Consider the following 25,837-nt stretch of genomic DNA (forward strand, 5'->3'; position numbering starts at 1 on the left):
TCGTCACTGACGCAAAAATTAGTTTGGAGTTTCTATTGCAAGGCTAGGATTTTGAGCTGCACTCCACCAGGCGATCGCATAATTTTGGGTGTCTTCGTTTACCTTGTCGGGAAAGACAACCCGTAATTTGTATTGGGCAGTATTCGGCACGGGGCAAAATAAATGCTCAACACTATCCACACTGCTATTAGAATGACAAATTGCATCCTTGAGGTTATCGCTCGTTGCAGGCAGTAAATATAGATCCAAATTGTTTAATCCCAAATCCTGAAAAGTTTCACCTTCGTCATAACGTTCATTTTGGTTGAGGTCATTTAATTCAACTCTTCTGTCCCAAGTGGTTGTCGCAGAGACATAGGAATCGGCGATTAATGGCGCATCAATGAGGTAGTCATGATAGTTCTGGTGAGGCAGTTCGTCGTAATTCCAGCCAATATTTGCCACGGTTGTTGTGGGTGACCATTGACCTCCTGCAAATTGTTCGTGCGATCGCCGGGCATTAAGTTGACCTGTGCCCATTTGAATATCGAGGGGAATTTCAGAATTAGTTGCCGCGTCGGAATCAAACCAAGTGAGGTTATTTTCTTTGAGAATGGTGCGTTCCATCCCTAATAATTTTCCATCTCCTTGATCCTCAACTTTTTCTGCTGAGTTCAACAAAACAGCTTTAATCACCTCATGGCGACGGGAATCTAAACTCCAATTTTCTACCTTGTTCGTGATTTGACGATCGCCATACTCCTGCAACAAGGCCACGGTTCCCGTAATATGGGGCGCGGCAAAACTTGTGCCACTGACTTTTTTGATTTTATTGAAAGTAGTAATCAGTTCTAATCGGCTACCGGGTGCAGTCAAGCTAATGGCACGGCGATCGCCATAATTAATTTCTTCACGAATCAGCGAACTGCCAATCCCTTCTGGTAGAGAACTAAGGTTAGCAAAGTCGACTTTATTAAACTCGTCGCCCTTAAATCTGGTGGTATATGCCGTGGTGATGCCGTTGTATTGATCTGTGGGGATGGGAATGCCACCACTGCCTTGATTCCCAGCAACCACATGGAGTACATCGTAAACCCGCGCAGACCAGTCAAGACACTGCGTAAATAAAGAGTTGCCATCAAGGATGGGATTGCTTCGATCATCTCGGGCGAGGGATTCCCCAAAACTAAAATTAATAGCCCTTACATCTTGGCTATTTTGCAAAGCGACATGTTGGGTTGCGAGACATTCTTGAGGTTGTCCTGATTCATCCAGTGACCCAATCGCCGATGCAAAGAGCTTTGCTGCTGGAGCAACACCCAGTTGACGTTTATCGCGACTAATCATTACCCCTGCGACCATTCCGGCATGGTCATCGACATTTTCATCAGGGATCGCTTTACCATCAACAAAAAAAAGCTGCGGTAGATTGAGCTGCGGCTGCCAAGCGGCACGTTTATCGAGGCCAAATTTGCCAGGACGACCGATTTCAACTTGGCCAATGGCAATTTTTCGGCCTAAAAGATCGTAGGGTTCAGCGTGTAGGGTTGTGGCTTGGATTCCCAGCTCTCCAATGGACGGATGCAGTGATTCGGCGATCGCTCCATTAAAGCTCCCCAAAACCGCGCAAGAACAAGTAAATAAACCGAATAGCGAGCGTTGTTGTCCAAATCCCTGCATGAGCTTTGCTTATTAACCTAAAACCGAATACTAAACAATGTGAATCGCTACTAACGAGAGGGCTGCCTCTAGTTAAACTTAACGTAAATCATAGAAATTCAGACTGAGATATTTATATATGGATACCGCCGCACTCTGGCAACGCTACCAAGATTGGCTCTACTACCATCCCGAACTAGAACTTTATATCGATGTTAGTCGGATGGGTTTTGATGACGCGTTTGTGCAGAGTTTAGCACCGAAATTCACGAAAGCGTTTGAAGATATAAAAGCATTAGAAGCTGGGGCGATCGCCAACCCTGACGAAGGCCGCATGGTGGGACATTATTGGCTCCGCAACCCTGACCTTGCCCCGAATGCCGAGTTGAAAGCAGATATTACAACCACCCTCGACAAGATCCAGAAATTCACGAAATCCGTCCACAGTGGCGAAATCACAGCACCTGGTGGTGCAAAATTCACCGATATTCTCTCCGTTGGTATTGGTGGCTCAGCCTTAGGCCCCCAGTTTGTCACCGAAGCCCTCGCAGGTAATGATGCCCCCCTTGCGATCAGCTTTATTGACAATAGTGACCCTGCAGGCATTGATCGCGTTCTTGATCGTCTTAAAGACCGACTAAATACCACCCTTGTCCTTGTGGTCTCCAAATCTGGTGGCACTCCCGAAACCCGCAATGGCATGGTGGAAGTCAAAAACTTCTACAAAACGCACAATATTGATTTCTCTTCCCATGCGATCGCTATTACAGGTATTGGTTCCAAGCTCGAAAATGTCGCAAAGTCAGAGCACTGGTTAAACACATTCCCAATGTACGACTGGATCGGCGGCCGAACATCTGAACTGTCAGCAGTAGGTTTAGTCGCAGCGTCATTACAAGGTATTGATATCGATGCCATGCTCGACGGTGCAAAAGTGATGGATGATGCGACTCGTCTAGCTGAATTAAAGCAAAATCCCGCTGCTCTCCTTGCCTTATCTTGGTACTACTCCGGCAATGGTAAAGGCGAAAAAGACATGGTGATCCTGCCTTACAAAGATAGTTTGCTACTCTTTAGCCGTTATCTACAGCAACTCGTGATGGAGTCCCTCGGTAAAGAAGAAGACCTTGATGGCAACAAGGTATATCAAGGTATCGCCGTCTACGGAAATAAAGGTTCCACCGACCAACATGCCTATGTGCAACAACTCCGTGAAGGTATTCCTAATTTCTTCGCCACTTTGATTGAGGTGTTGGGCGATCGCCAAGGAGAATCCATAAACATCGAAAATGGCGCAACAGCAGGAGATTTCCTCTCTGGCTTCTTACTGGGAACTCGTGAAGCTTTGTTTGAAAATAACCGTGACTCAATCACCCTCACGATCCAAGAAGTGAATCCCCGCACTGTCGGTGCAATGATTGCGTTGTATGAGCGTGCCGTCACCATCTATGCATCTCTCGTAAATATCAATGCCTATCACCAGCCTGGCGTGGAAGCAGGGAAAAAAGCCGCAGCTTCTGTTCTCGACCTCCAGAAAAAAGTCGTTGATGCCGTTAAAGCGAATGAGTCTGCCTTAACTCTCGATAGCTTAGCGAGTAAAGTTGGCGAACAAGAGCAAATCGAGGTGATTTATAAAATTGTGCGTCACCTTGCTGCCAATGGTCGTTCTATCAAACTTGAAGGGAATCCCGCTAAACCTGCCGAGTTAAGCATCAGTCGCATATAGAAAAAATCGTGATCGCCTTCAATCTAATACCATATGAGTTTTACTATATTTGCGATGAAGGCGATCAACCTTTCAGGAATAAAACCTTAGACTAAAAATGAGGATTCAATGTATTACAACAGAAGGCTCAGCTTTATCTCAGACATGTAAAGACGCAGGTTAGTAAAACGCATTTCAATATCCGATTAGATTCAATCTTTAATGTTTACGGTGTTTGTTACTGGTATCGGATCATTTTTTATTTGATTGTTGATGATACAAATCAGCCAAGCTAGTATCCTGCAGAGCTGTTTACTGTTGTTGATAATCGAATCCCTAACAATTGGGAATTCTCAACATTTTATGATCAAGGTGAATATGCTGTTCAGGCTGTATTCGGCTATCCAAAACTTCTTGAACATTTTCACTACAAAGGTCTTATTGAAAGAGTAGACGAAGAAATGAAGCAATTTTACATACAGAAAATAGAAACTGATCTATAGCAGCGAAGGAGAAGGTTAGGACATAGAACAGAAGGCTATTCTGATGGCATCGAACAAATCCTCAGTCTTCTTGATGAGCTTACTTACCTCCTTCTTTAACCTCCCCCAAAACTTCTCTATCTTGTTCAGGTGTGGTGAGTAGGGTGGCAAAAATATCACTTCACATCCTGCCTTCGCCACCAATGTTTGTATTCTTTCCTTTGGATGAACACTGGCATTATCCAGAATAATAATTTGACCCGGAATCAACTCTGGCACTAAGCAATCCTCTACCCATTGGCAAACTAAGGCGCTGTTGGCATAGCCCTCAACAAATACCATCGGTGCTATCTGCTCTCCCTCTCGCCATCCTCCAATCACGCTAACTCGTTCTGTACGATGACCTAACTTCTCTGCGATAAACCTCTCTGACTTATGGCAGTAGCCATACCCATAATCTAAGGTATTATCAAATCCACTTTCATCGATATATACGAGTCGTTCTTGGACATACTGCTTCAGTTGTGCCACAAATGCTTTTTCTAATTCTTTATCTCTCTCTTGATATCGATAGGTCTTTTTTTTCGAGTAAATTCAATTTTCCGTAGAGCTTCACGTCTGGATGCATCACTAATAGACTCTGGCCATTTCTCCGCCATTTCCTTCTGGGTTAGATGCCCATATTCCTCTGCAAAAGCACGAAAAGCATCTAGATCATTAATCTTCGGTTGAGGGCCTCGACGGTAATCTGTCTTCGGAGCGACTGAACCGATTTTCTCTCGTTGTTTCAGCCACAGGTCTAGCGTATTTCGGCTAATACCAAAGAAGCGACAGATATCACTTTTTCGTTCACCTTTATCGAAGGCGGCAACAGCTTTTAGGCGTAAATCAAGACTATGGGGAGCAGGCATGGCATCTATGTTTATTGCTTCTATCCTATTCTGTCTTAACCTACTCCTTGCCTGCTATATTTCATCAAAACTAAACAATCAATTTTTGAATACTGCAATCGCGTTTTGGTCATCACCTTGCCCTAAACAGAAGAATAGGGACATTTCATGAAATATCTCTACTAAATAACGTGAGTTCTGGATAAGGAAAGAAAAGGAGAAAGCCCATATCGTGGAAGTTGTAACGAATCCACGGCTTTCTCCCATGTCCAGTCTAGAGGCTCTGTTTTGCCATGTTGATGATTTCTGCCAAGTCTTTGAACCCTTATGGCATCAAGCGTTACTCAGCTCTGGCAAAAAATACCGTCGCCGTCAGAGAAGCCTCAGTCTGAGTGAGGTGATGACTATTCTCATTGCTTTCCATCAATCTCACTATCGAAATTTCAAGCATTTCTATCTCATCAAGGTGAAATGCGATTGGCAACAAGAGTTTCCTCTAGCTGTGAGCTATCAACGCTTTGTGACATGGATACTTTCGAGCTTGATTCCTCTCTGTACATATCTGCGACGATGCTTCGGACAATGCACTGGTATTAGCTTCATTGATGCCACCAGCATCAAGGTTTGCCATAATCGCCGTATCTCTCAACACCGTGTTTTTGAAGGTTGCGCGGCAAGGGGCAAGACTTCGGTGGGATGGTTCTTCGGCTTCAAACTACACCTGGTCATCAATGAGCGAGGAGAATTACTCAACGTCCAAGTGACGCCCGGAAATACCGATGACCGCCAACCTGTAGTGGAGTTATTGCAAGACTTATGGGGTAAAGTCTTTGCCGATAAAGGCTATGTCTCACAATCTTTAGCCCAGCATCTTCAAGAGGAACATGAGGTGACCCTAATGGCTAAACCTCGTCGAAATATGAAGCATCATTTGATGGTTTATCAAGATAAACTTTTTGCTCGTAAGCGGGCTTTGATTGAGACAGTTATTGACCAACTGAAGAACATCTCACAGATTGAACATTCCCGACATCGCAGTCCCACAAACTTTTGTGTGAACTTGCTGTGTGGGCTGATTGCTTACTGCCATCAACCCAAAAAACCTTCTTTACAGCTTGATTAAAGCTATCATTCCTTATCCAGAACTCACGTTACATAAATTTATTTAGATATAGTAAGTCTTACTCTTCTTCTTCGAGACCGAAGACACGAGCAACGATCTTCTGTACTTTATAGCCAGAATCAATGGATTCAAGAGGGTCTTTACGGGGACGGTGACGAAGACAGAGAGTTACAACGCGACGAATATCATCAACAGTAGCTTCAGTACGACCTTCGTAAGCAGCTAATGTTTTGGCTGCACGGTTATCACCTCGCAAACCGTCAATATCTGCTTCGGAGCAAACCTCAGAAATTTTCACTTTTAACCCGCTTGTCATCCCTTAAGCTCAGATCAGAAAATATCTTATCCATGCACTAAAAACTCTCCCCAGAGCAGAGTCATGAGGAGATTTTATTTTTGGCAAAAATGAATCTAGATCAAACCCACAAAATCGAAAGAGCCAATTTAACGAACTGTGCCTTCGAGCTGATCAACACGAATAGGCTTCATGAAGTACAAGCTGATCAAGTTAGTTGCGTTCGAGATGTATGCAGGAAGCTTCCTCAAGAATTTCACAGGAGCAGGAGCCTCAGATTCCACAATCTCGCGGAGGTTCTCGTTATTGCTTACACAAGTTTCGAGACGCTCATAGAATTCAGGTTTCTCAACATCAAGGATGATGGGGAATACGCGACCAGCAGTGTTGTTAGTCTCGTAAATCACTTCCTTATCAAACTGACGTGCATCGAGACCAAGGGACTCATAGAACCCAGAACGCTGAGTGTCGTTGAGATACATGGTGGCAAAGACAGAGAGGAGGAAGAAACGACACCAAAGACGCGCTCTCCAGTCGTTGAGAATATTGGGTTGAGTCTTCATCAATGCATCGAAGAAATCACCATGACGGTTTTCATCCTGACACCAATTCTCGAAGAACTTGAAGATAGGGTAAATCTGGTCTTGAGGATTCTTCTCGAGGTGGCGGTAAATCTTGATATAACGCCAGTAACCAATCTTCTCGGAGAGGTAAGTCGCGTAAAAGATGAACTTAGGCTTGAAGAATGTATAACTACGGCTCTTTGTGAGGAAGCCAAGGTCAAGAGACAAGTTGAAGTCTGTCATGGCTTTGTTGAGGAAACCAGCATGACGCGCTTCATCGCGGGACATCAAGTTAAAGCCTTCAGCCAAAAGGGGATTTTTATTTTTGAGACGACGGCCTAATTCTTTATAAAGAAGGAAACCGGAAAATTCGGCAGTACAAGAACGCTCTAGGAATTCAACGAAAAGCTCACGGGTTTTGCCTTCGATGCCGTCAAAGGAGACATCAAAGGATTCGTCACGAACAAAGTGGTGACGATTGTAGTCTACGCGGAACTCTTCAATGATGGCTTCCATCTCTTCTTCGTTGACGGACAAATCCATTTTTGCCATCTCGTCGAAGTCGGTGGTGTAGAAGCGGGGTGTGAGGATCGTCTCCTTTGCTGGAACTTTGACGCCGGGGCGCAGCTCATCTGATCCAGAGGGTTTGTTAACAGTACTTACCATATCTGTAATTTATTGCGTCCTTATTAAACAGTGCGTGGCATCCACCAATTTGGCCGAACCACTATAACTGGTCGTATTTTGTTAGGTTACAGTTTAACAAGGTCATGAGTGGGGTAGAAACCCTTTTGTGTGAATAGTTTATACATATTGTTACAAACTGTTGCAGTCGACCATGGGCCGATCGCCTGCTCTCTCCTGAACTCAAACTTATTAAAGGTCGGAGGTAAGAATGAATGTTTTGAGATGCTTCATTATGCGCTCTGTCTATCGTCATAATGGGCGATCGCCACAGAAGAATTTTGCCGCAAGAATCCATGTTGGCTTAAAAAGTCTATGAGCTTGTATTTAGACATTGGTCTTGAAAATAAATAACCTTGTCCAGAATCACAGCCTAAGGACTTGATTTTCATTAATTGAGCATTTGTCTCGATACCTTCTGCCACTGTTTTAAACCCTAATGCTTTGGCAAGAGTGATGATCGCATGAATAATACTTTGCTCGCGATCGCCTTTATCGAGACTCAGAATAAAAGAGCGATCAATTTTGATTACATCAATTGGAAACTGATGTAGATATCTCAATGAAGAGAAGCCAGTCCCAAAATCATCCAAGCTAATTCTAAGCCCTTTATTTTGAAGTAATGAAAGAATTTCTACAGCAGTATTTGTATTATCAATCAAACTACTTTCGGTCAGTTCTAATTTCAGACAATCACAAGGGACCTTTGTTGTTTTCAAAGTACTTTCTAAACTACTAATCAGAGACGGATCTTTTAAGTGACGACCAGAAATATTAATACTGAAATATAACCTTTCAAAATCTTTATAGCTAGCAGTTAATCTCTGAAACTCCACACACGCTTGGTGAAAAACCCATTGATCAATCGAATTGATTAATCCAATATCCTCAGCAATGGGGATGAATTCAGAAGGAGGAATCCAACCTTTTTCAGGATGTAGCCAACGCAAGAGAATTTCGAATCCTTCGAGTGATGAAGCATTTTTGAGATTGACGATCGGTTGAAAATAGATACGAAATTCGTTGTTGGTTATCGCTTGACGCAAAGCATTCTCTAACTCAACTTCATGTAATGTCTCTGCATACATTTCCTGATCAAATATTGCATAACTCCCCTTCTGTTCCGCTTTAGCTCGATACATTGCAATATCAGCATCTCGAATAATATCAGAGACACTTTGATAATCTGGAGTTCCAATAACGATGCCAATACTCGCACTTGAAAAGACTTCATGACTCTCAAGCATAAAAGATGTCTTTAAATGATCTTGAATTCTCTCCACAACCCTTAATACATCTTGTAAAACATAAAAATCTTCTAGAAGAATCAAAAATTCATCTCCTCCTAAACGGGCAACCGAATCGATTTCTCTTACCGATTTCTCTAATATTTTTGCGATTTTAATCAGTAATTTATCACCTATCAAATGACCCAAAGTATCATTGATTTGCTTAAAATTATCTAGATCAATAAATAGAACAGCAAAATGATGATCAGGATGCCTCCGCTCTTTTTTGATCGCCTGTTTAATCTGCTGCATTACATGAACACGATTTGATAAACCAGTTAATGCATCATGTAGAATTTCATGTACAAATCGAGCTTCTGAGGCTTTACGTTGGGCGATATTTCTTCCAGCTCCATATAGTCGGTTCTCACGAAGGAAAGGAACAATATTCCATGCTGTCCAAATGTAAGAATTATCTTTTCGCCGACAACGAAGCTCTAGAGAATCGATCTCTTTCCCATTGCTTAATAATTGTAAAGAATCCTGCTCGACTAAATCTAAATCATCTGGATGAATAAAGTCCCAAAATGATTGATTTTGCAATTCTTGAGAGGAATATCCTAATAATTTAGTCCAAGCAGGATTCACTCGCTCTAATTCGCCTTGGTCATTAGCGACAAATAATAAATCGAGGGAAAGTTTAAAGACGCGATCACGCTCTAATTCAGCAACTTTACGTTCAGTAATATCTTGGGCGATACCAGCAACACGATAAACCTCACCAGCTTTGTCATGAATTGGAAAGCCGCGGTCATAAATCCAACGCACTCCCCCATCAGGTGTCACAACACGATATTCTTCCTCAAAAGCACCTTTGATTGCCTCATCAGAAAACGCATGGATAACACGCTGACGATCATCAATGTGAATTGCATTAGTCCATTCAAAATGGTTGTCATATAAAACTTGAGTTTCTTTTCCCCAGACTTTTTCAAAGGCCGGGCTAACATACTCAACATTCGTAAAACATCGCGTACGGGAATCATAGTTAGTCAACCAAAAAACTTCATCAATACATTCTGAAATTTGTCGAAATTTTGATTCACTCTCACGAAGACTTTGGGCAATACTTTCTTTTTCGATAATCTCATTCTGTAATTGCCTGTTACTCTCCAGTAACTCGATAGATCTTGCTTGAACTCTTTGTTCTAGTTCGCTATTTAGATCTTGAATCTGGAGTCGAGAGAAATGCAATGCGACATGGCTTTGAATACGTACTAAAACTTCTTCAGTTTGGAAAGGTTTAGTAATATAATCAACACCACCTACGGCAAATGCTTGGACTTTATCAAAACCCTCATTTAAAGCACTAATAAAAATAATGGGGATGTCTTGTGTCGCAGGATGTTCTTTGAGTTTTTTACAGACTTCATAGCCAGATAGAGCTGGCATTCTAATGTCTAGTAAAATCAAGTCTGGTTGTGCGGCTAATGCCGATTCATAGGCGAGGAAACCTTTGCTGACGCTACGGACATCATAGCCATGGCTAGAAATTGTCTCTGTAAGTACAGCTAATGACTCCAATGTGTCATCAGCAATTAAAATCTCAGGTGTTTTGCCGTCAAATAAATCGGCACTCATGGCTCTCTAGCTTCATCAACTAACTGGATAATGTCGTGAAATTGATAGTTTTTAACTAGGTTTCTTAAATGAGCAGCAACAGTAGAATTTTCCGCAGAGATATGATCAATTAAGTGGAATATCGGTGTTGGTTTTGCAATAAGAGCTGCTTGCCTTAAATCCTGTAGCCATGTGCCTGGCATGTTCGCTAAAGGATTTATACCTAGAAGTGATGCAACTCGACCTGTCTTAACATTCCTAATTGTATCTTCATAAATGAATAAAATCCCGAGATACTGACTTAACTTTTCAAATATTAAAACTTCCTTAACTGGCTTTCGGACAAAATCATCGCATCCTTCTGCAAGGACAAGGTTTCGCTCATGTTCAAATACACTAGCTGTCAGGGCAATGATGATTGTGCTTTGACCTCCAGGCTGGGATTTTATGTATTTTGTGGCTTCGTACCCATCCATAACAGGCATTCGTAAATCCATCCAAATTAGATGTGGCGTCCATTCTTCCCAAATGGTGACGGCTTCTTTACCATTGCTGGCGTCTCGCAGCTCAAAGCCAAATGGTTCAAGCAATTTCATTAAAAATTGGCGGTTAGTCCAGCGATCATCAACCACGAGAATACGATAAGTTGGTTGGCCTTCAGCAATGGCGATCGCCCGTCGTTCTGGTGTTGCTTTGGGCAGACTTTGCTCATCAACAATGGTTATGGGAGTCTCTAAAGTAAATGTTGTCCCTTGACCAAGATTACTGTCTACAGAAAGTGAACCTCCCATTAATTCGGCAAATTTCTGACTAATAGCTAAGCCAAGACCAGTTCCTCCTTTATCATGCTGTGTCTGTATAAAAGAGCGAAAAATCTCTGTGATATCTTGTTCAGAAATCCCTCGACCTGTATCCGTCACACTAGTTTTAAGGATAACTTTTTCAAATTCTGTACTCACCTGAGCTTGAATAGTAATGCCACCTACCTCTGTAAATTTGACGGCATTACCAATGAGGTTGATGAGAATTTGTCGTAGTTTTTTTCATCACATTTAATATATTTAACGTGAGTTCTGGATAAGGAAATGAGACTCTAATTGAGTTGGAGAGAAGGTTTCTTAGGCTGATGACAATAGGCAATCAAGCCACACAGCAAATTGACACAGAAGTTCGCTGGACTACGATGCCTAGAGTGCTCAATCTGAGAAATGTTCTTCAGTTGGTCAATCACTGTTTCAATCAAAGCTCGTTTACGAGCGATGAATGTATCTTGCCAGAGCATCAAGCGATTCTTCATATTGCGGCGAGGTTTAGCAATTAACATCACATCATGTTCTTCTTTGAGATGTTGTGCCAGAGCTTGGGACACATAGCCCTTATCTCCAAAAACTTTGCCGAATAAATTCCGTAACAGTTCAACGACAGGCTTTCTGTCATCAATATTGCCAGGAGTGATTTGTACATGAAGTAATTCTCCTCGGTCATTAATGACCAGATGGAGTTTGAAGCCAAAGAACCATCCAACAGAGGTTTTACCTCTAGCGGCATGACCGTTAAAGACTCGATGTTGGGCAATACGGCGATTGTGACAAACTTTGATACTGGTGGCATCAATGAAACTAATGCCTGTGCAATCTCCATAACAGTCACATAAATAGGCACATAGAGGCACTAAGCTGGAGGGCATCCATGCCACAAAGCGTTGATAACTCACTGCTTTGGGAAAGGCTTTTTGCCAATAGTGTCGCACCATCAGGAGATAGAAATGCTTGAAATTACGATAGTGAGATTGATGAAATGCAATCAGTATCGTCATCACCTCACTCAAGCTTAGGCTTCTAGAACGGTGACGATACCTTTTGCAAGAGCTAAGTAATTCTTGATGCCGCTGAGGTTCAAAGACCTGGCAGAAATCGTCAACGTCACAAAATAAAGCGTCTAAACTAAGCATAGGAGAAAGCTGTGGATTGGTTTCAACTGCCACGATATGAGCTTTCTTCTTTTCTTTCCTTATCCAGAACTCACGTTATTTAGGGACATCATCTTCCCAATCAACTTGCAAGGTAATATTCTTGTTTTGGCATTGGGAAGAAAACAATCCATATATTTGTTCAAAAAGCTCATGTAAATCAAAATTTGAGAGTTGCAATTCTGCCCTTCCAGAATCCAACTTAGACAAGTCTAAAACTTCATTAATTAGATTTATAGCAGCGAAGGAGAAGGTTAGGACATAGAACAGAAGGCTATTCTGATGGCATCGAACAAATCCTCAGTCTTCTTGATGAGCTTACTTACCTCCTTCTTTAACCTCCCCCAAAACTTCTCTATCTTGTTCAGGTGTGGTGAGTAGGGTGGCAAAAATATCACTTCACATCCTGCCTTCGCCACCAATGTTTGTATTCTTTCCTTTGGATGAACACTGGCATTATCCAGAATAATAATTTGACCCGGAATCAACTCTGGCACTAAGCAATCCTCTACCCATTGGCAAACTAAGGCGCTGTTGGCATAGCCCTCAAATACCATCGGTGCTATCTGCTCTCCCTCTCGCCATCCTCCAATCACGCTAACTCGTTCTGTACGATGACCTAACTTCTCTGCGATAAACCTCTCTGACTTATGGCAGTAGCCATACCCATAATCTAAGGTATTATCAAATCCACTTTCATCGATATATACGAGTCGTTCTTGGACATACTGCTTCAGTTGTGCCACAAATGCTTTTTCTAATTCTTTATCTCTCTCTTGATATCGATAGGTCTTTTTTTTCGAGTAAATTCAATTTTCCGTAGAGCTTCACGTCTGGATGCATCACTAATAGACTCTGGCCATTTCTCCGCCATTTCCTTCTGGGTTAGATGCCCATATTCCTCTGCAAAAGCACGAAAAGCATCTAGATCATTAATCTTCGGTTGAGGGCCTCGACGGTAATCTGTCTTCGGAGCGACTGAACCGATTTTCTCTCGTCGTTTCAGCCACAGGTCTAGCGTATTTCGGCTAATACCAAAGAAGCGACAGATATAGCAATTTCTAGTCGAGTGAGGTGCAATAGCAGCAATGTGTAAACCAGCATCGAATATCATCAAGGGTAATCTTGGAAAAAGCTACCTCAATTGCCTTGTCTAGAGCTAGATAAGTTCTTGCCCCGATACTTTTCAAGGTACTTTTCAACTTTGACCAGCAATTTTCAATGGGTGAAAAATCTGGAGAATAGGGAGGAAGGTAAATCAACTTAGCTCCCACGGCCTCAATCATTGTGCGTACTGACTCTCCTAAATGAATCGAACAGTTATCCATCACCACACATGCTCCCGCCCATAAGTTTGGTATTAACTTCTGGCTGATGAATGCTTCAAAGGTTAATCCATCCGTACTCCCCAGCAGATGATAATTAGCGACCATTCCCTTGAAGCCTAATGCTCCAATCAAAGAAACATTCTTGCCTCGTTTACTGGATTTCGGACTATAAGCTCGTTTCCCTTTCTCAGAACGTGCCCTCAGTCTTGTCATGGCTAAGTTCACGCCCGATTCATCGATAAAAATCAAGTTTTTCGCTAGAGTCGCTTGCATTTTCTGCCAAAAATCATATCTGGCTTGTTGCACTCGTTTTGTCGCCTTAAGGTCTGGATAGAATGTTTTTTTTGAGGCTATATCCCATTCTTCTTAAGGTGCGATGCATGGTGCTATTGGCCACACGGAGACCAGTGCGTTTCTCCATCTCATCACATAGTTCCGCTAGCGTCGTATCGTTTTTCTTGGTGAGCAACTGGCGCAATATTGTTTGATGCTCTTCGTTTAATTTGGGAGGTGTTTGTTGGCTTCGTTTTTTCGGAGCAATCGACCCTGTCAGTCGTTTTTGGTCGAGGAGCTTTTGTACAAAACTTTTCGCCACTCCAAATTGTCGGGCAAGACTACTTTGACTCACACCACCCCTTTCGTAGGCATCCACTATTTTCTGTCTTAAGTCTAATGAGTAGGCTTTCGGCAAGATGCTACTTTCTTCCTCACCAGTCAACTCACCTATACTACTTCATACACCTTGCTAGGCTGAAATTTGCTGTATCACTTTTTCGTTCACCTTTATCGAAGGCGGCAACAGCTTTTAGGCGTAAATCAAGACTATGGGGAGCAGGCATGGCATCTATGTTTATTGCTTCTATCCTATTTTGTCTTAACCCACTCCTTGCCTGCTATAGAGAGTGGGTGAGTTGAGTATTGATGGAGACAGGCAGAGAAATAGTAATGGTAGTTCCTTGGCCTTCCGTTGAGGTGCAGTGAATTAAGCCTTGATGTTGCGCTGTAATGATTTGGTGGGCGATCGCCAAACCGAGACCTGTCCCTTTCCCAACAGGTTTGGTCGTAAAAAAAGGATCAAAAAGATGAGCCTGAACCTCTTCTGACATCCCTACCCCATTATCAGTAATGATAATACCAATAGATTCGTCACCAATCACTTGAGTTGTAATCACAATCTCTTTGAGTTCTGACACATTCTCGTCCGTTTTTTTATCCACACTCTCTTCAATCGCATCAATCGAATTTGTCAGAATATTTAAAAATGCCTGATTGAGCTGACCTGCAAAGCATTCAATATTAGGAAGATCACCATAATCACTTGTGATTTTGATTGGCACTTTCCCTGTTTGTAAGCGGTTATTTAACATCATCAAACTACTATCAATACCTGTGTGAATATCGACAGCTTTCAGAGATGATTCACCTAACCGTGCAAATGTCCTCAATGACAAAATAATATTCTTAATTCTTTCGGCACCAAAATCCATTGACTCCAATACAGAAGACAAATCTTCCTGTAAAAAATCCAAGTCAATATCTTGACGCTTTTGTGCAATTTCTAAATGAGGTTCAGGATAATGTCTTTCATATAAACTAATCAACTTCAACAAATCCTGAAAATACTCCATCGCATAGGAGATATTTCCGTAGATAAAGCTAATCGGATTATTAATTTCATGGGCAATACCCGCCACTAGGACACCTAGGGCAGATATTTTTTCTGATTCGACCAGCTTCGATTGGAGAGCTTGGATGTTTTTCAGAGTCTCTTCCAATTCCTGACTTCGCTGCGTTAAAGAATTTTCAGAGCTTTCTAATTTACTGATTAAACTCTTTAGAAACTTTTCTCTTAGATTATTTCCTTCTTCCAAACGCAGTCGATCTGCCTCGGAATAATCCAGCTTTTTCTGAAGGATACGAACCTGCTTCTTTAAGGCTTTAATTTCTTTTTCATGAGGAGTCAGTGTCATAGCCTAACAGTCATTTCTTTATCTATTCGGTTCCCAGCAAGAGTGTGACGAAAGTCTCTTGGTGAAAGAAATTTACACCATCTGGATTTAGAGGAGAAAATTCACCATAAGTGTAAAACCCACAGCTAGGAATCTCTTTCTCAAGAACATTTTGAACGAGTTGATATTCTTCTTTTGTTCTTGTACCTAAGACCCAACGGCGGCAACAGCAAGAAAACAATAAAGTTGCTTCAGGTTTGTCGCCGGTATAGCGATCTAATGCCATCTCAAAAGAGGCTCTAGATGCTTCAATAATACGGTCACGGCTAACTTCGGTCAGCTGGATTTCTGAATTTTCTGGGACATTGCCAAGAAATGTAATACTGCCTGTCTTTTTGTCACATAGATTGGGGACACGCAGATAGTGGCGATCGCCTTCATCGGTATAGACAGCGAGGGGATTTTCTTTGGCTGGCTCGACATCACCGATATATTGCTGATAAAAATCTTTAGCCGACTTGCCATCAATCTCATATACAACATTTTCTTTGGATTTCGTGACGATACTTTTCTTGCCAATCGTTTGCCAACCACAACCAGCGCCGAAAGAATAAACTAAATCTCCCGAAAATATTAAAACGGGTAAGGCATCCGTTAAAACTTCTGTGCCAAAAAACTGATAGCTTTTCTGAAATAGAGATTTATCGCCAGCAGTCCCACCCACCACAGGGATCTGCGCACCGAGCACAAGATTTAAACCTTTTAAAATTTCTTCGCCACTCGTCACTGTTTCCGCATCGATATAACTGGCGGGCAGTGTAATACAAAGCTTGGCTTCTTCTGTGCTTTTATCCGTGGCTTGTTTAACGGCTTCAGCAGCGGCGGCGATCGCATCTTCAGCTGTTCTATGACCCACTCCAGCATGAATCTGAACAGTATCAGAACAGAAGAGCATCAGCGTTAGCGACCCTTGCTCAAACCCCAATATTGACGACATTTCCCCATCAGTCGTACAACCAATCAACTCTATTCCTGGAAAAGATTGATTGATTTCTTGTAGGACAAGTTCATGATCAAAATCCAACGCTGCGAGCAAAATGCCAGCCTGAGGCTTGAGATCCGCTAAAGACTCTTGACACTGCTCCAATATTTCCTCGATTGCATCTTGGGATTCTGGATCTACACTATGACCAACAACAACTTTAAACATCAATCTTTAATTCCTAAAAAGCACTTTCACAAAATGACGATCGGTATATTACACCCTACATAAATACATATTCTAATAGTATTTAATGCTGATTCAGTAACTTTATCCTATTATCTAAAAATATCTATACTCTTAAACTATTGATAAAGATTTACATGAGAGAAACCTTATTTTTTTAGTAGATTTAGCAGATGAATATATAGAGAAATTCATGATACTATTCTTCGTCAGATAGCATCAAGAAGTGATGTAAAAAAGACGCTAACGAGATCCTTGAAGATAGAAACAGCTCCTGTGAAGTATTGAGATAAAAGATTTTCATGACAAAATCTCCCAATTCAACTGTCAGTATCAATCCTCTTGATGCAATAAGAAAATAGGATTATAAATTTCAAAATCCTACAGACCTACTAAGTACAAAAAAATATTTTGAATTATGTAGCCTGTAAAAACATGGGAAATAAAAATAAATTACAGATATTTTTTCGGTAGATTTCAGAATAAATAATGGTTGAATATATATTTTTTGTATTTCTCCAATCTGAGAATAGCCAGATTCAAATAATCTCTATCTAATCTTCTTGAAAGATGGGTTAGAAGAAAATTGATTGGCTAAATCCTTATCGCTTATATGGCTTACCTCTTCGAGAAATCTTGCTAAGATCTGCTTGTAACGAAAGGTAAAGGCAGCCACCATGAAACGCATAGTCATCATCACAGGGTTTGAGGCGTTTAATGCGAGCTTATATCGGGATGCCGCAGCTCAGGCGATCGCCCGTTGTCCAGAGTTGGAGGTGGTGACCTTTACGGATCGCGATATTGCATCTCAACCGGATGTAGTGGCGGAGGCGATCGCCGGTGCAGAAGTCTTTTTTGCGAGCCTAATTTTTGACTATGACCAGGTGATGTGGCTGCGGGAACGGCTAGACCATATCCCAACCCGCTTGGTATTTGAGTCGGCGTTGGAGTTGATGGCATTGACCCGACTGGGTAAATTTGTGATCGGCGAAAAACCCAAAGGAATGCCCAAGCCAATTAAATTTATCCTCGGCAAATTCACAAATAGTAAGGAAGAAGATAAGCTCGCAGGTTACCTCAGCTTTCTAAAAACTGGGCCTAAACTCCTCAAATATATTCCCGCGAAAAAGGTTCAAGATCTCCGCAATTGGCTAATCATCTATGGCTACTGGAATGCTGGCGGTACAGCGAATGTCGCGGCAATGTGTTGGGCGATCGCCGAAAACTATCTCGGCCTAGAAATCGGCAAACTACCGGAAGTAATTGAAACCCCCAATATGGGTTTATTGCATCCAAAATATGATGGCTATTTCACATCTCCAAAAGATTACTTAGAGTGGCATCGCAAGACTTTTCCTGACCAAAAATTCAATCCCGTTGTGGCGGTTTTACTCTATAGAAAACACGTCATCACCAATCAAAAATATATCCCCCAGCTCATCCAAAAATTCGAGGCAGACGGACTCACTCCGCTACCAGTTTTCATTAATGGTGTCGAAGGTCATGTCATCGTCCGAGATTGGCTCACCACAGATTATGAACAACATCAGCGTTTGGTCGGTCATATCCAAATTAAATCTCTCAAGCCTGATGCAATCAAAGTAGATAGCATCGTCTCAACTATCGGTTTCCCATTGGTTGGTGGCCCTGCTGGTTCAATGGAAGCTGGTCGCCAAATTGAAGTCGCTAAAAGTATTCTCACCGCCAAAAATATTCCCTATATTGTCGCCGCTCCCCTCCTCATCCAAGACCTCCATTCCTGGACACGGCAAGGCATTGGTGGTTTGCAAAGCGTCGTTCTCTACTCTCTGCCCGAACTCGATGGGGCGATCGATACAGTGCCTCTCGGTGGTCTAGTTGGCGAAGACATTTACATCATTCCAGAACGCGTCAAACGTCTCACTGGTCGCGTCAAACAGTGGATTCGCCTCCGAAATGCGGCTCCTGCTGAAAAAAAATTGGCAATTTTACTCTATGGATTTCCGCCGGGTTATGGCGCAACTGGAACCGCCGCTCTCCTAAATGTGCCGAGGAGTTTAATCCATCTCCTCAAGACTTTAAAAGCCCAAGGATATGATGTCGGTGATTTTCCAGATGACGGCGAAGCGATTATCAAAATGGTAAAGGAGGCAGATGAAGCTTATCGACTCGACCCAGAATTTTCGCCCCAAACGCTAAAAAATATTGATGTCAAAACAATGGATCGATGGTTGGGATATTTGCTCACCAAGCGTATCGAAAATCAATGGCAAAGTCTCACAGAAACAGGACTAAAAACATTTGGTGGGAAGCTCCAAGTTGGTGGCATTCAATTTGGAAATGTGTGGATTGGGGTACAGCCTCCCCTCGGAATTTCTGGCGATCCAATGCGGTTAATGTTTGAGAAAGATTTAACCCCTCACCCTCAATACGCAGCCTTCTATAAATGGTTGCAAAATGATTTCAGAGCTGACGCAATGATTCATTTTGGGATGCATGGCACAGTGGAATGGTTGCCGGGTTCGCCATTGGGAAATACCAGCTATTCTTGGTCCGATATTTTGCTAGGAAATATTCCTAATCTATATATCTATGCGGCGAATAATCCCTCGGAATCGATCCTGGCAAAACGGCGAGGCTATGGCACTTTGATTTCCCATAATGTGCCGCCCTATGGTCGTGCTGGGCTCTATAAAGAGCTTCTGGTGGTGCGGGATTTAATTGCGGAATATCGCGAAAATCCAGAGGCAAATTCAGCGCTGCAACCGGACATTATCCAAAAGATTGTAGACATGGGATTACCAGAGGATTATCCATTTACATCGGAAGAAAGAACAGAAATCGAGTTCACTGTCGAGAATGCGAAAAGCTTTGATTTAGAAGTGATTCAAGATTATTTTGTGCAGGTTTATGACTATCTGCAAATTCTAGAACAACGGCTATTTTCGTCGGGGTTACATGTTCTAGGAGAGAAACCTGATGGCGAAACAATTCAATCTTATTTAGCGGCTTATTTTGGCGATCGCCTCCCCGAACAAACCATCAAGAAAATCTCTCATGGTGAAAATGTAGAGTCTGGCGATCGCCTACCAAAACTATTACAAGAAGCCCAGCAGATTCGGGATTTGTTACTGCAAACAGACGACGAAATCACAAATTTAGTAAAAGGCTTAAACGGCGAATACATTCCCCCTGCTCCTGGTGGCGATTTGTTACGGGATGGGATGGGTGTATTGCCGACAGGACGGAATATCCATGCCCTCGATCCCTATCGAATGCCGTCCCCTGCCGCCTATGCCCGTGGGCGAGAAATTGGAAAAAAAATTATTGTCCAGCACCTCGAAGAAACCGGTAACTATCCTGAAACTGTGGCAGTGATGTTGTGGGGATTGGATGCCATTAAAACCAAGGGAGAATCGCTAGGCATTCTTTTGGAATTAGTCGGTGCAGAACCCGTAAAAGAAGGAACAGGTCGCATCGTTCGATATGAATTAATTCCCCTCGAAAACGTCGGTCATCCCCGCATCGATATTTTGGCGAATATGTCTGGAATCTTCCGAGATAGTTTTGTGAATATCATCGAATTACTGGATGATTTATTTATCCGTGCAGCTGAAATTGATGAAGATCCAGCGCAGAATTTCATTCGCAAACATACCCTCGAATTAGAAGCCCAAGGTATCGACAATGCATCGGCAAGACTTTTTTCTAATCCCGCTGGAGATTTCGGTTCTCTCGTAAATGATCAAGTAGTCGAAGGGAATTGGGAAAATGGCGATGAATTAGCCAAAACTTGGGAAGGACGAAATCAGTTTAGCTACGGTCGCAATGACAAAGGCCAAGCCCGTCCAGAAGTTCTCAAAAAATTATTGGAGACGGGCGATCACCTCATCCAAGAAATCGACTCAGTGGAATATGGCCTGACCGACATCCAAGAGTATTACGCGAATACTGGCGGCCTCAAAAAAGCTGCCGAAAATGCCAGTGGGAAGCAAGTTACTGCCAGCTTCGTTGAGAGCTTCTCAAAAGACACCACGCCCCGCAAACTCGAATCAGTTTTACGCATGGAGTACCGTTCAAAATTACTCAACCCCAAATGGGCAGGGGCGATGGCGAATGAAGGATCAGGGGGAGCCTACGAAATTTCCCAGCGAATGACTGCGTTGATAGGTTGGGGCGGCACAGTCGATTTCACCGATGAATGGGTTTATGACCAAGCCGCTGACACATATGCATTCGATGAAGATATGGCAGCGAAATTACGAGAGGCAAACCCCGAAGCGTTTCGCAATATTGTCAGTCGGATGATCGAAGCGAATGGCCGTGGTTTTTGGCAAGCTTCTGATGACAAACTCGCCAAACTCAATGAGTTATACGACCTCACGGATGATGTAATCGAAGGTGTGGCAAGCCCTAATGCTTAAAGTGGTAGTTCCTTACAATAGTAATTTCCTTAAACAGTCACTGTTGTAGGGGTAAGTTGCGCTAAAAATTCCTCATGATTGAGGGGCTGGGAAAACATCGGGAAATTTTTTTCGATGGACAGCTGCTGTTCCTCAGCACTAACTGTTGCGGTGCAATCTTTGAGTGTAAAAACGCGATAGCCTTTTTCGTAGCCAGTTCGCATCGTGGATTCGACACAACAGTTCGTTAAAAAGCCGCCCAACACTAAATTTGTAATCCCTCGACTCCGCAAAATAAAATCGAGATTTGTACTGGCAAACCCACATAAACCTCGTTTGCCTTCAATCACAATATCGCTAGATTCTGGAGTGAGTTCATCGGCGATCGCCGCGCCCCAAGTCCCTTTTTGAAAAGACTGACTATCAACAACACCCTTGAGAATGCCGTAGGGCTGAGATGTTAATTCGTGATAATCCTCAGTAAACGTAATCGGCAGATGGACAATCGCGACTCCCAATTGACGTGCCTTTTTCATCGTTTCGACTGTGTTTGCCAGCATATTGCTTGCGTCCATCACAGACTTTACCGCTGCGTGTAATGTGCCACCTTCCGATACAAAATCGTTTTGATATTCGATTAGCACCAACGCCGTTTTTTGAGGATCCATCTCGCCTACTCCTAAAACGTAATTTTCGTTAGAGGTTTATTGAAACACCTGACTAAATCAAGCCTAACCCTAATCAATTTGGCGATCGCCAAATTGCAAGAAATCTAATCTTCGTTCGGATCTAGCTCAAAACAAATAAAAAAAACACTTGATAAAAACACGAAACTTACAAAATAAGACCAGTTATCACCCACATCAGGATCCGCAACAAACCACCATCCCGCTGCCGCAAGAATAAACAGCACAAAAAAGCGTCTAATATTAAAAGTCATTGTTGCATCACCTCGATCGTTTTTAAATTCTGTCATTGACTCAGCATGTGATCATTTCACCTTCAGCCAATATCACAAGAGAAACGCCCATTATCCAACAGCTTTAAAAGAGTAGCCTTATCTCGTCTCTGCATTAAGAATCATTGAGAAAAGGCTAGGGTAAAAATATCTTTCCTCAAAATTTAAACAGTAGCAGCAATATAAGTTTTAGATAAATCCTATGACCTCATCTTCTAAATATCGCCTCGTAACCCGTAGTGACTTCGACGGTTTAGTGTGTGGTGTTTTACTAAAAGAACTTGACCTCATCGATGACATCAAGTTCGTACACCCGAAAGATATGCAAGATGGCAAGGTCGATATCACTGGGCAGGACATCACAACCAACCTCCCTTATGTGAAAGAGGCTCATCTCGCATTCGACCATCATTACAGTGAAACGCTCCGTAATGCTGAGCAACCAGACAACCACGTCATTGACCCTGATGCGCCCTCTGCAGCAAGAGTTGTTTACGACTATTACGGTGGGAAAGAAAAATTCTCGATGATCAGCGACGAGATGATGGTCGCTGTGGATAAAGCAGATTCTGCTCAATTCAGTCAGGAGGAATGTTTGCACCCGACAGATTGGGTTCTGCTCAATTTTCTGATGGATGCGCGCACTGGTTTAGGTCGTTTCCGGGATTTTCGGATTTCAAATTATCAGCTCATGATGGAGTTGATTGATTACTGTAAGGAGCACTCGATTGCAGACATTCTCGAAGTGCCTGATGTCAAAGAACGTAGCGAACTTTATTTTGACCACGAAGACAAATTTAAAGAGCAGCTAAAACGATGTTCAACTGTTCATGGCAATGTTGTTGTGCTGGACTTGCGGGAAGAGGAAACAATTTATACAGGCAACCGATTTATGATTTATGCGCTTTTCCCTGAGTGCAATATTTCAATCCATGCACTGTGGGGATTAAAGCAGCAAAATACAGTTTATGCCGTGGGTAAATCGATTTTCGATCGCTCTTCTCAAACAAATATTGGTGAGTTGATGTTGCAATATGGCGGTGGTGGTCACGCCAATGCGGGTACTTGCCAAGTGGATAATGACAAGGCTGAAGCTGTGTTGAAAGAGCTAATCACCAAAATTAATGCAGACGGCTAAAGCGGAAATTCAGTCTAGTTTGGACGAGCTTTAAAGAAACGGAGTAACGGCGATCGCCTCTAGGGGGAAATGACGCTGTTGCTCCGTATGACTGTTGACCTGAAAGACTTCGCGCTGATCAATATCGAAAGCAGTCAACCAACCACTTTTAGCGTGATAAACCCCCGTATCAATATCGAGCCAACCGGCTCCCTGTGCCAATTGTCCCGGCTCAACTCCCGGAAAGGTAAAGGTAATCGTGTGCCCAACGATCACTAGTTTATTGGAAAAATAGGGCTGCGGAATAGAGTGAAATTCACCCCGCACCCAGCAGAATTGATCTGCACCTTGTTTATCGATAGGTAAGTCTGGGTCAAGACCTGCATGAACAAGCCAGATATCACCAAGATCTAAATGGGTGGGGCGATCGCGCAACCAGAGTAAATGCTCATAGGGAATTTTGTGGTTATAGCTCTGAAGCGTATTAGAACCACCGCTGTGATACCAAGCCACAAATGTATCTTCGTCCACACTACCGTCGGCGGCGATCGCCTCTAGCATCATCATCTCGTGATTCCCCATGAGAGATTGGTACGAACTCCGACGAACAAACTCAATAATTTCAGCACTCTTTGGGCCACGATCGATGAGATCTCCCAAAAAATAAACCCGATCATCTTGATTTGGAGCAACAAAATCGAGCAAAGCCATTAATGTATCGTAATGACCATGCACGTCGCCTATACAGATTCGTCGTTGCCCCATAAAAATATGCCTGCAATCACTTGGTTGCCACCAGTACACCCATCATATCCCCCGCGAAGGGGTAGTGAATAGCTTCACTAAAGCCAGCTTCTCGGGCCAATGTTTCCTGTGCTTTCCCCGTAGGGAAACGCTCAATACTGGGCTGAATATATTCGTACTCGGCTGTGAGCTTAAACCGTTCAGCAAGGGGAACCACAACAGTCTGCATATACCATTGCTGAAAGGCTTGTTTGGTTTGATCAGCGGGGCGGTGAAAATCTAAGATAGCAACTTTCTTGCCCGGTTTTAGAACGCGATAAACTTCTGCGAGGGCAAGGGGAATATTTGTTACATTTCGCAACCCATAGCCCATGGTTACACCATCAAAAGTTTCAGCTTCAAAGGGCAATGATAAAGCATCACCCTCTTGCCAAGTGATATCAAATTCTGGGCACTGACGGGTTTGTTTTTCAGCGGCGATCGCCAATTGTTTTGTCGCAAAATCGATGCCGATGGTTTTTCCCATCACTCCAACTGTGCGAGCCAGTAGCAGCGTTAGATCGCCACTCCCACAACAAATATCGAGCGCCGTATCCCCCGGTTGCACATTGCTCCATTTCACCGCCATTTTTTTCCAAATCTGATGCTGCCCCAAACTGATCCATTGATTGAGGTCGTCGTATTTTGGAGCGATGCGATTAAAAATTTCTTGGATTTCGGGGGCGGTATCGGCTTGGGGCATGTGTTAACAGGATTTTTGGCTAATCAGAGCAAATGCAATCTGTTGACTGGCAAGGTATAAGAGGTTGAGATCAGACTCACGCAATGTACAGACATCAAGCCATTGTAGTGACAGAAGAGCGAGGATTTCCTGACGATAGGTCAGAGGCAACAATAAATGTTGTTTGATCGCATTCTCGGTGTAGTAACTAATATCTTCTGGCGGTGGCGTTTTGCGGGAGTTTAGCCATAATTGCAAAGCTAATGATTCTTTCACCTTAGCGATGAGCGGATCATTCTCCGGGATGGCGATCGCAGTGTTGAGAGAACCGCTTTCACCGATGGCATCTTCACAATCTCCAGATTTTGTGATCTTGAGATAACAAGCATCTGCCCCTAGGGCAGGCATAATTGCGGCTGTTGCTTGGTTTAATGTCTCTTCTAGAGGAGTATCAGACGCAAAAATAGTGAGGAGTTTACCGAGGAGTTGCGTTTGGTTTTGGCTACGCTCTAGCTCTGCAATACGATTGTTGGCGGTCGCATAGGTTTCTGCAGCAACTGCAACGACATCCTGCAATTCAGCGGGGTCCCAAGGCTTAGTGATGTAGCGATATACTTGCCCAGCATTAATCGCTTCGACGAGATCTTCTACGTCCGTAAACCCCGTCAAAATAATCCGCATGGTATTCGGAAACTCAGGGACTGTACGACTAAGAAACTCCGTCCCCTTCATTTTCGGCATACGCTGATCGGAAATAATGACAGCGACTTCCCCTTCCTCTTCGAGTACTTGTAAGGCTTCGATACCGTTACTGGCTCGGAGCACGTGGAAGTCACGCCGAAATGTCCGGTACAACAAATCGAGGTTGTCAGGTTCATCGTCAACGACCAAGAGTTTAGCTTTCTGTCTGCGAGTCACAGCTTTCATCTGCTCGGTGATATGGGTAAATTCAGGGATAGTCATGATCGCAAGGATCGGATTTTGATCTAATTACATAATACTTACCCTACAATGCTTGTCAGCAGATTTTCAGCCTAAACTTAAGCTCCTGTAAAATCTCATGCTGATAGATGGCGCTAATGCCAATTAATTCCAGAAATTTATGAACTTTTTTAGCAATTTAGACCGTTAAACAAAATACAGGGCGATCGCCGGAGAAACACTCCTATGCCGATCAACCCTGTATCAACCCTAAATCAGACTATTTTTTGG

At 42.9% G+C, this 25,837-nt stretch carries 18 protein-coding genes and 4 pseudogenes; 4 read left to right on the forward strand and 18 right to left on the reverse strand.

The window, feature by feature from the left end; all coding sequences use genetic code 11:
• Window positions 1–18: 18 nt before the first annotated feature.
• Window positions 19–1,659 (reverse strand): S8 family serine peptidase, encoded by a 1,641-nt coding sequence (locus LEPTO7376_RS20165; RefSeq protein ID WP_015135900.1) that lies wholly within the window; start codon window positions 1,657–1,659, stop codon window positions 19–21.
• Window positions 1,660–1,777: 118 nt separating this feature from the next.
• Between LEPTO7376_RS20165 and LEPTO7376_RS20170 the strand changes: the two genes are divergently transcribed.
• Window positions 1,778–3,364 carry a glucose-6-phosphate isomerase gene (locus LEPTO7376_RS20170; protein WP_015135901.1) on the forward strand — a complete coding sequence of 529 codons (1,587 nt, stop codon included), beginning with the start codon at window positions 1,778–1,780 and terminating at the stop codon, window positions 3,362–3,364.
• A gap of 497 nt (window positions 3,365–3,861) precedes the next feature.
• Here LEPTO7376_RS20170 and LEPTO7376_RS29285 read toward each other — a convergent pair.
• Window positions 3,862–4,736 (reverse strand): annotated as a pseudogene (locus LEPTO7376_RS29285) (IS630 family transposase).
• Window positions 4,737–4,980: 244 nt separating this feature from the next.
• Between LEPTO7376_RS29285 and LEPTO7376_RS20185 the strand changes: the two are divergent.
• Window positions 4,981–5,838 (forward strand): IS982 family transposase, encoded by an 858-nt coding sequence (locus LEPTO7376_RS20185; RefSeq protein WP_015135903.1) that lies wholly within the window; start codon window positions 4,981–4,983, stop codon window positions 5,836–5,838.
• A gap of 58 nt (window positions 5,839–5,896) precedes the next feature.
• Here LEPTO7376_RS20185 and LEPTO7376_RS20190 read toward each other — a convergent pair.
• The 11 genes and pseudogenes from LEPTO7376_RS20190 to LEPTO7376_RS20240 form a co-directional block, all read right to left on the reverse strand.
• Window positions 5,897–6,142, reverse strand: a pseudogene (locus LEPTO7376_RS20190) (magnesium chelatase ATPase subunit I); the annotation flags it as partial.
• Window positions 6,143–6,282: 140 nt separating this feature from the next.
• Complete coding sequence (acsF, locus tag LEPTO7376_RS20195) at window positions 6,283–7,362, reverse strand: magnesium-protoporphyrin IX monomethyl ester (oxidative) cyclase (RefSeq protein ID WP_015135904.1); 1,080 nt, start codon at window positions 7,360–7,362, stop codon at window positions 6,283–6,285.
• A gap of 251 nt (window positions 7,363–7,613) precedes the next feature.
• Window positions 7,614–10,250 carry an EAL domain-containing protein gene (locus tag LEPTO7376_RS23975; protein ID WP_015135905.1) on the reverse strand — a complete coding sequence of 879 codons (2,637 nt, stop codon included), beginning with the start codon at window positions 10,248–10,250 and terminating at the stop codon, window positions 7,614–7,616.
• Entirely contained in the window at window positions 10,247–11,257 is a 1,011-nt protein-coding gene (locus LEPTO7376_RS20205) for an ATP-binding protein (protein ID WP_225901231.1), read from the reverse strand. The genes LEPTO7376_RS23975 and LEPTO7376_RS20205 overlap by 4 nt, the downstream gene beginning before the upstream one ends.
• A 65-nt stretch (window positions 11,258–11,322) precedes the next feature.
• Window positions 11,323–12,180: an IS982 family transposase gene (locus tag LEPTO7376_RS20210; RefSeq protein WP_015135906.1), complete on the reverse strand. Its 858-nt coding sequence runs from the start codon at window positions 12,178–12,180 to the stop codon at window positions 11,323–11,325.
• A gap of 272 nt (window positions 12,181–12,452) precedes the next feature.
• Window positions 12,453–13,255, reverse strand: a pseudogene (locus LEPTO7376_RS29290) (IS630 family transposase); the annotation flags it as partial.
• A 4-nt stretch (window positions 13,256–13,259) separates the two neighbouring features.
• Window positions 13,260–13,832: an IS630 family transposase gene (locus LEPTO7376_RS28050; RefSeq protein WP_041763060.1), complete on the reverse strand. Its 573-nt coding sequence runs from the start codon at window positions 13,830–13,832 to the stop codon at window positions 13,260–13,262.
• A 13-nt stretch (window positions 13,833–13,845) separates the two neighbouring features.
• Window positions 13,846–14,244, reverse strand: a complete 399-nt coding sequence (locus tag LEPTO7376_RS28055; protein WP_225901139.1) for a transposase — start codon at window positions 14,242–14,244, stop codon at window positions 13,846–13,848.
• 34 nt (window positions 14,245–14,278) lie between these two features.
• Window positions 14,279–14,365 (reverse strand): annotated as a pseudogene (locus LEPTO7376_RS29295) (IS630 family transposase); the annotation flags it as partial.
• A gap of 54 nt (window positions 14,366–14,419) precedes the next feature.
• On the reverse strand, window positions 14,420–15,496 hold the full coding sequence (locus LEPTO7376_RS20235) for a sensor histidine kinase (RefSeq protein WP_015135907.1): 1,077 nt from the start codon (window positions 15,494–15,496) through the stop codon (window positions 14,420–14,422).
• A 22-nt stretch (window positions 15,497–15,518) separates the two neighbouring features.
• Entirely contained in the window at window positions 15,519–16,685 is a 1,167-nt protein-coding gene (locus LEPTO7376_RS20240) for an FIST signal transduction protein (RefSeq protein WP_015135908.1), read from the reverse strand.
• Between the two features lie 695 nt (window positions 16,686–17,380).
• Here LEPTO7376_RS20240 and bchH point away from each other — a divergent pair.
• Window positions 17,381–21,106, forward strand: a complete 3,726-nt coding sequence (bchH, locus tag LEPTO7376_RS20245; protein ID WP_015135909.1) for a magnesium chelatase subunit H — start codon at window positions 17,381–17,383, stop codon at window positions 21,104–21,106.
• Window positions 21,107–21,135: 29 nt separating this feature from the next.
• Here the strand turns inward: bchH and LEPTO7376_RS20250 are convergent, their stop codons facing one another.
• Both LEPTO7376_RS20250 and LEPTO7376_RS20255 read right to left on the reverse strand, forming a co-directional pair.
• Window positions 21,136–21,753 carry an isochorismatase family cysteine hydrolase gene (locus tag LEPTO7376_RS20250; RefSeq protein WP_015135910.1) on the reverse strand — a complete coding sequence of 206 codons (618 nt, stop codon included), beginning with the start codon at window positions 21,751–21,753 and terminating at the stop codon, window positions 21,136–21,138.
• A gap of 104 nt (window positions 21,754–21,857) precedes the next feature.
• Window positions 21,858–22,061 (reverse strand): hypothetical protein, encoded by a 204-nt coding sequence (locus tag LEPTO7376_RS20255; protein WP_015135911.1) that lies wholly within the window; start codon window positions 22,059–22,061, stop codon window positions 21,858–21,860.
• A 184-nt stretch (window positions 22,062–22,245) separates the two neighbouring features.
• On the opposite strand from LEPTO7376_RS20255, the gene LEPTO7376_RS20260 reads away from it, so the two are divergent.
• Entirely contained in the window at window positions 22,246–23,181 is a 936-nt protein-coding gene (locus tag LEPTO7376_RS20260; RefSeq protein WP_015135912.1) for a phosphoesterase DHHA1, read from the forward strand.
• 30 nt (window positions 23,182–23,211) lie between these two features.
• Here LEPTO7376_RS20260 and LEPTO7376_RS20265 read toward each other — a convergent pair whose 3' ends face one another.
• The 3 genes from LEPTO7376_RS20265 to LEPTO7376_RS20275 are packed head-to-tail and all read right to left on the reverse strand — an operon-like array spanning window position 23,212 to window position 25,588.
• Window positions 23,212–23,925, reverse strand: a complete 714-nt coding sequence (locus LEPTO7376_RS20265) for a metallophosphoesterase family protein (RefSeq protein ID WP_015135913.1) — start codon at window positions 23,923–23,925, stop codon at window positions 23,212–23,214.
• Window positions 23,926–23,941: 16 nt separating this feature from the next.
• Window positions 23,942–24,646, reverse strand: coding sequence for a bifunctional demethylmenaquinone methyltransferase/2-methoxy-6-polyprenyl-1,4-benzoquinol methylase UbiE (ubiE, locus tag LEPTO7376_RS20270; protein WP_015135914.1), 705 nt, complete (start codon window positions 24,644–24,646; stop codon window positions 23,942–23,944).
• A gap of 3 nt (window positions 24,647–24,649) precedes the next feature.
• Window positions 24,650–25,588 carry a response regulator gene (locus LEPTO7376_RS20275; RefSeq protein ID WP_015135915.1) on the reverse strand — a complete coding sequence of 313 codons (939 nt, stop codon included), beginning with the start codon at window positions 25,586–25,588 and terminating at the stop codon, window positions 24,650–24,652.
• Window positions 25,589–25,837: the final 249 nt, after the last annotated feature.

Source organism: [Leptolyngbya] sp. PCC 7376 (assembly GCF_000316605.1).
Taxonomy (GTDB): Bacteria; Cyanobacteriota; Cyanobacteriia; order Cyanobacteriales; family MRBY01; genus MRBY01.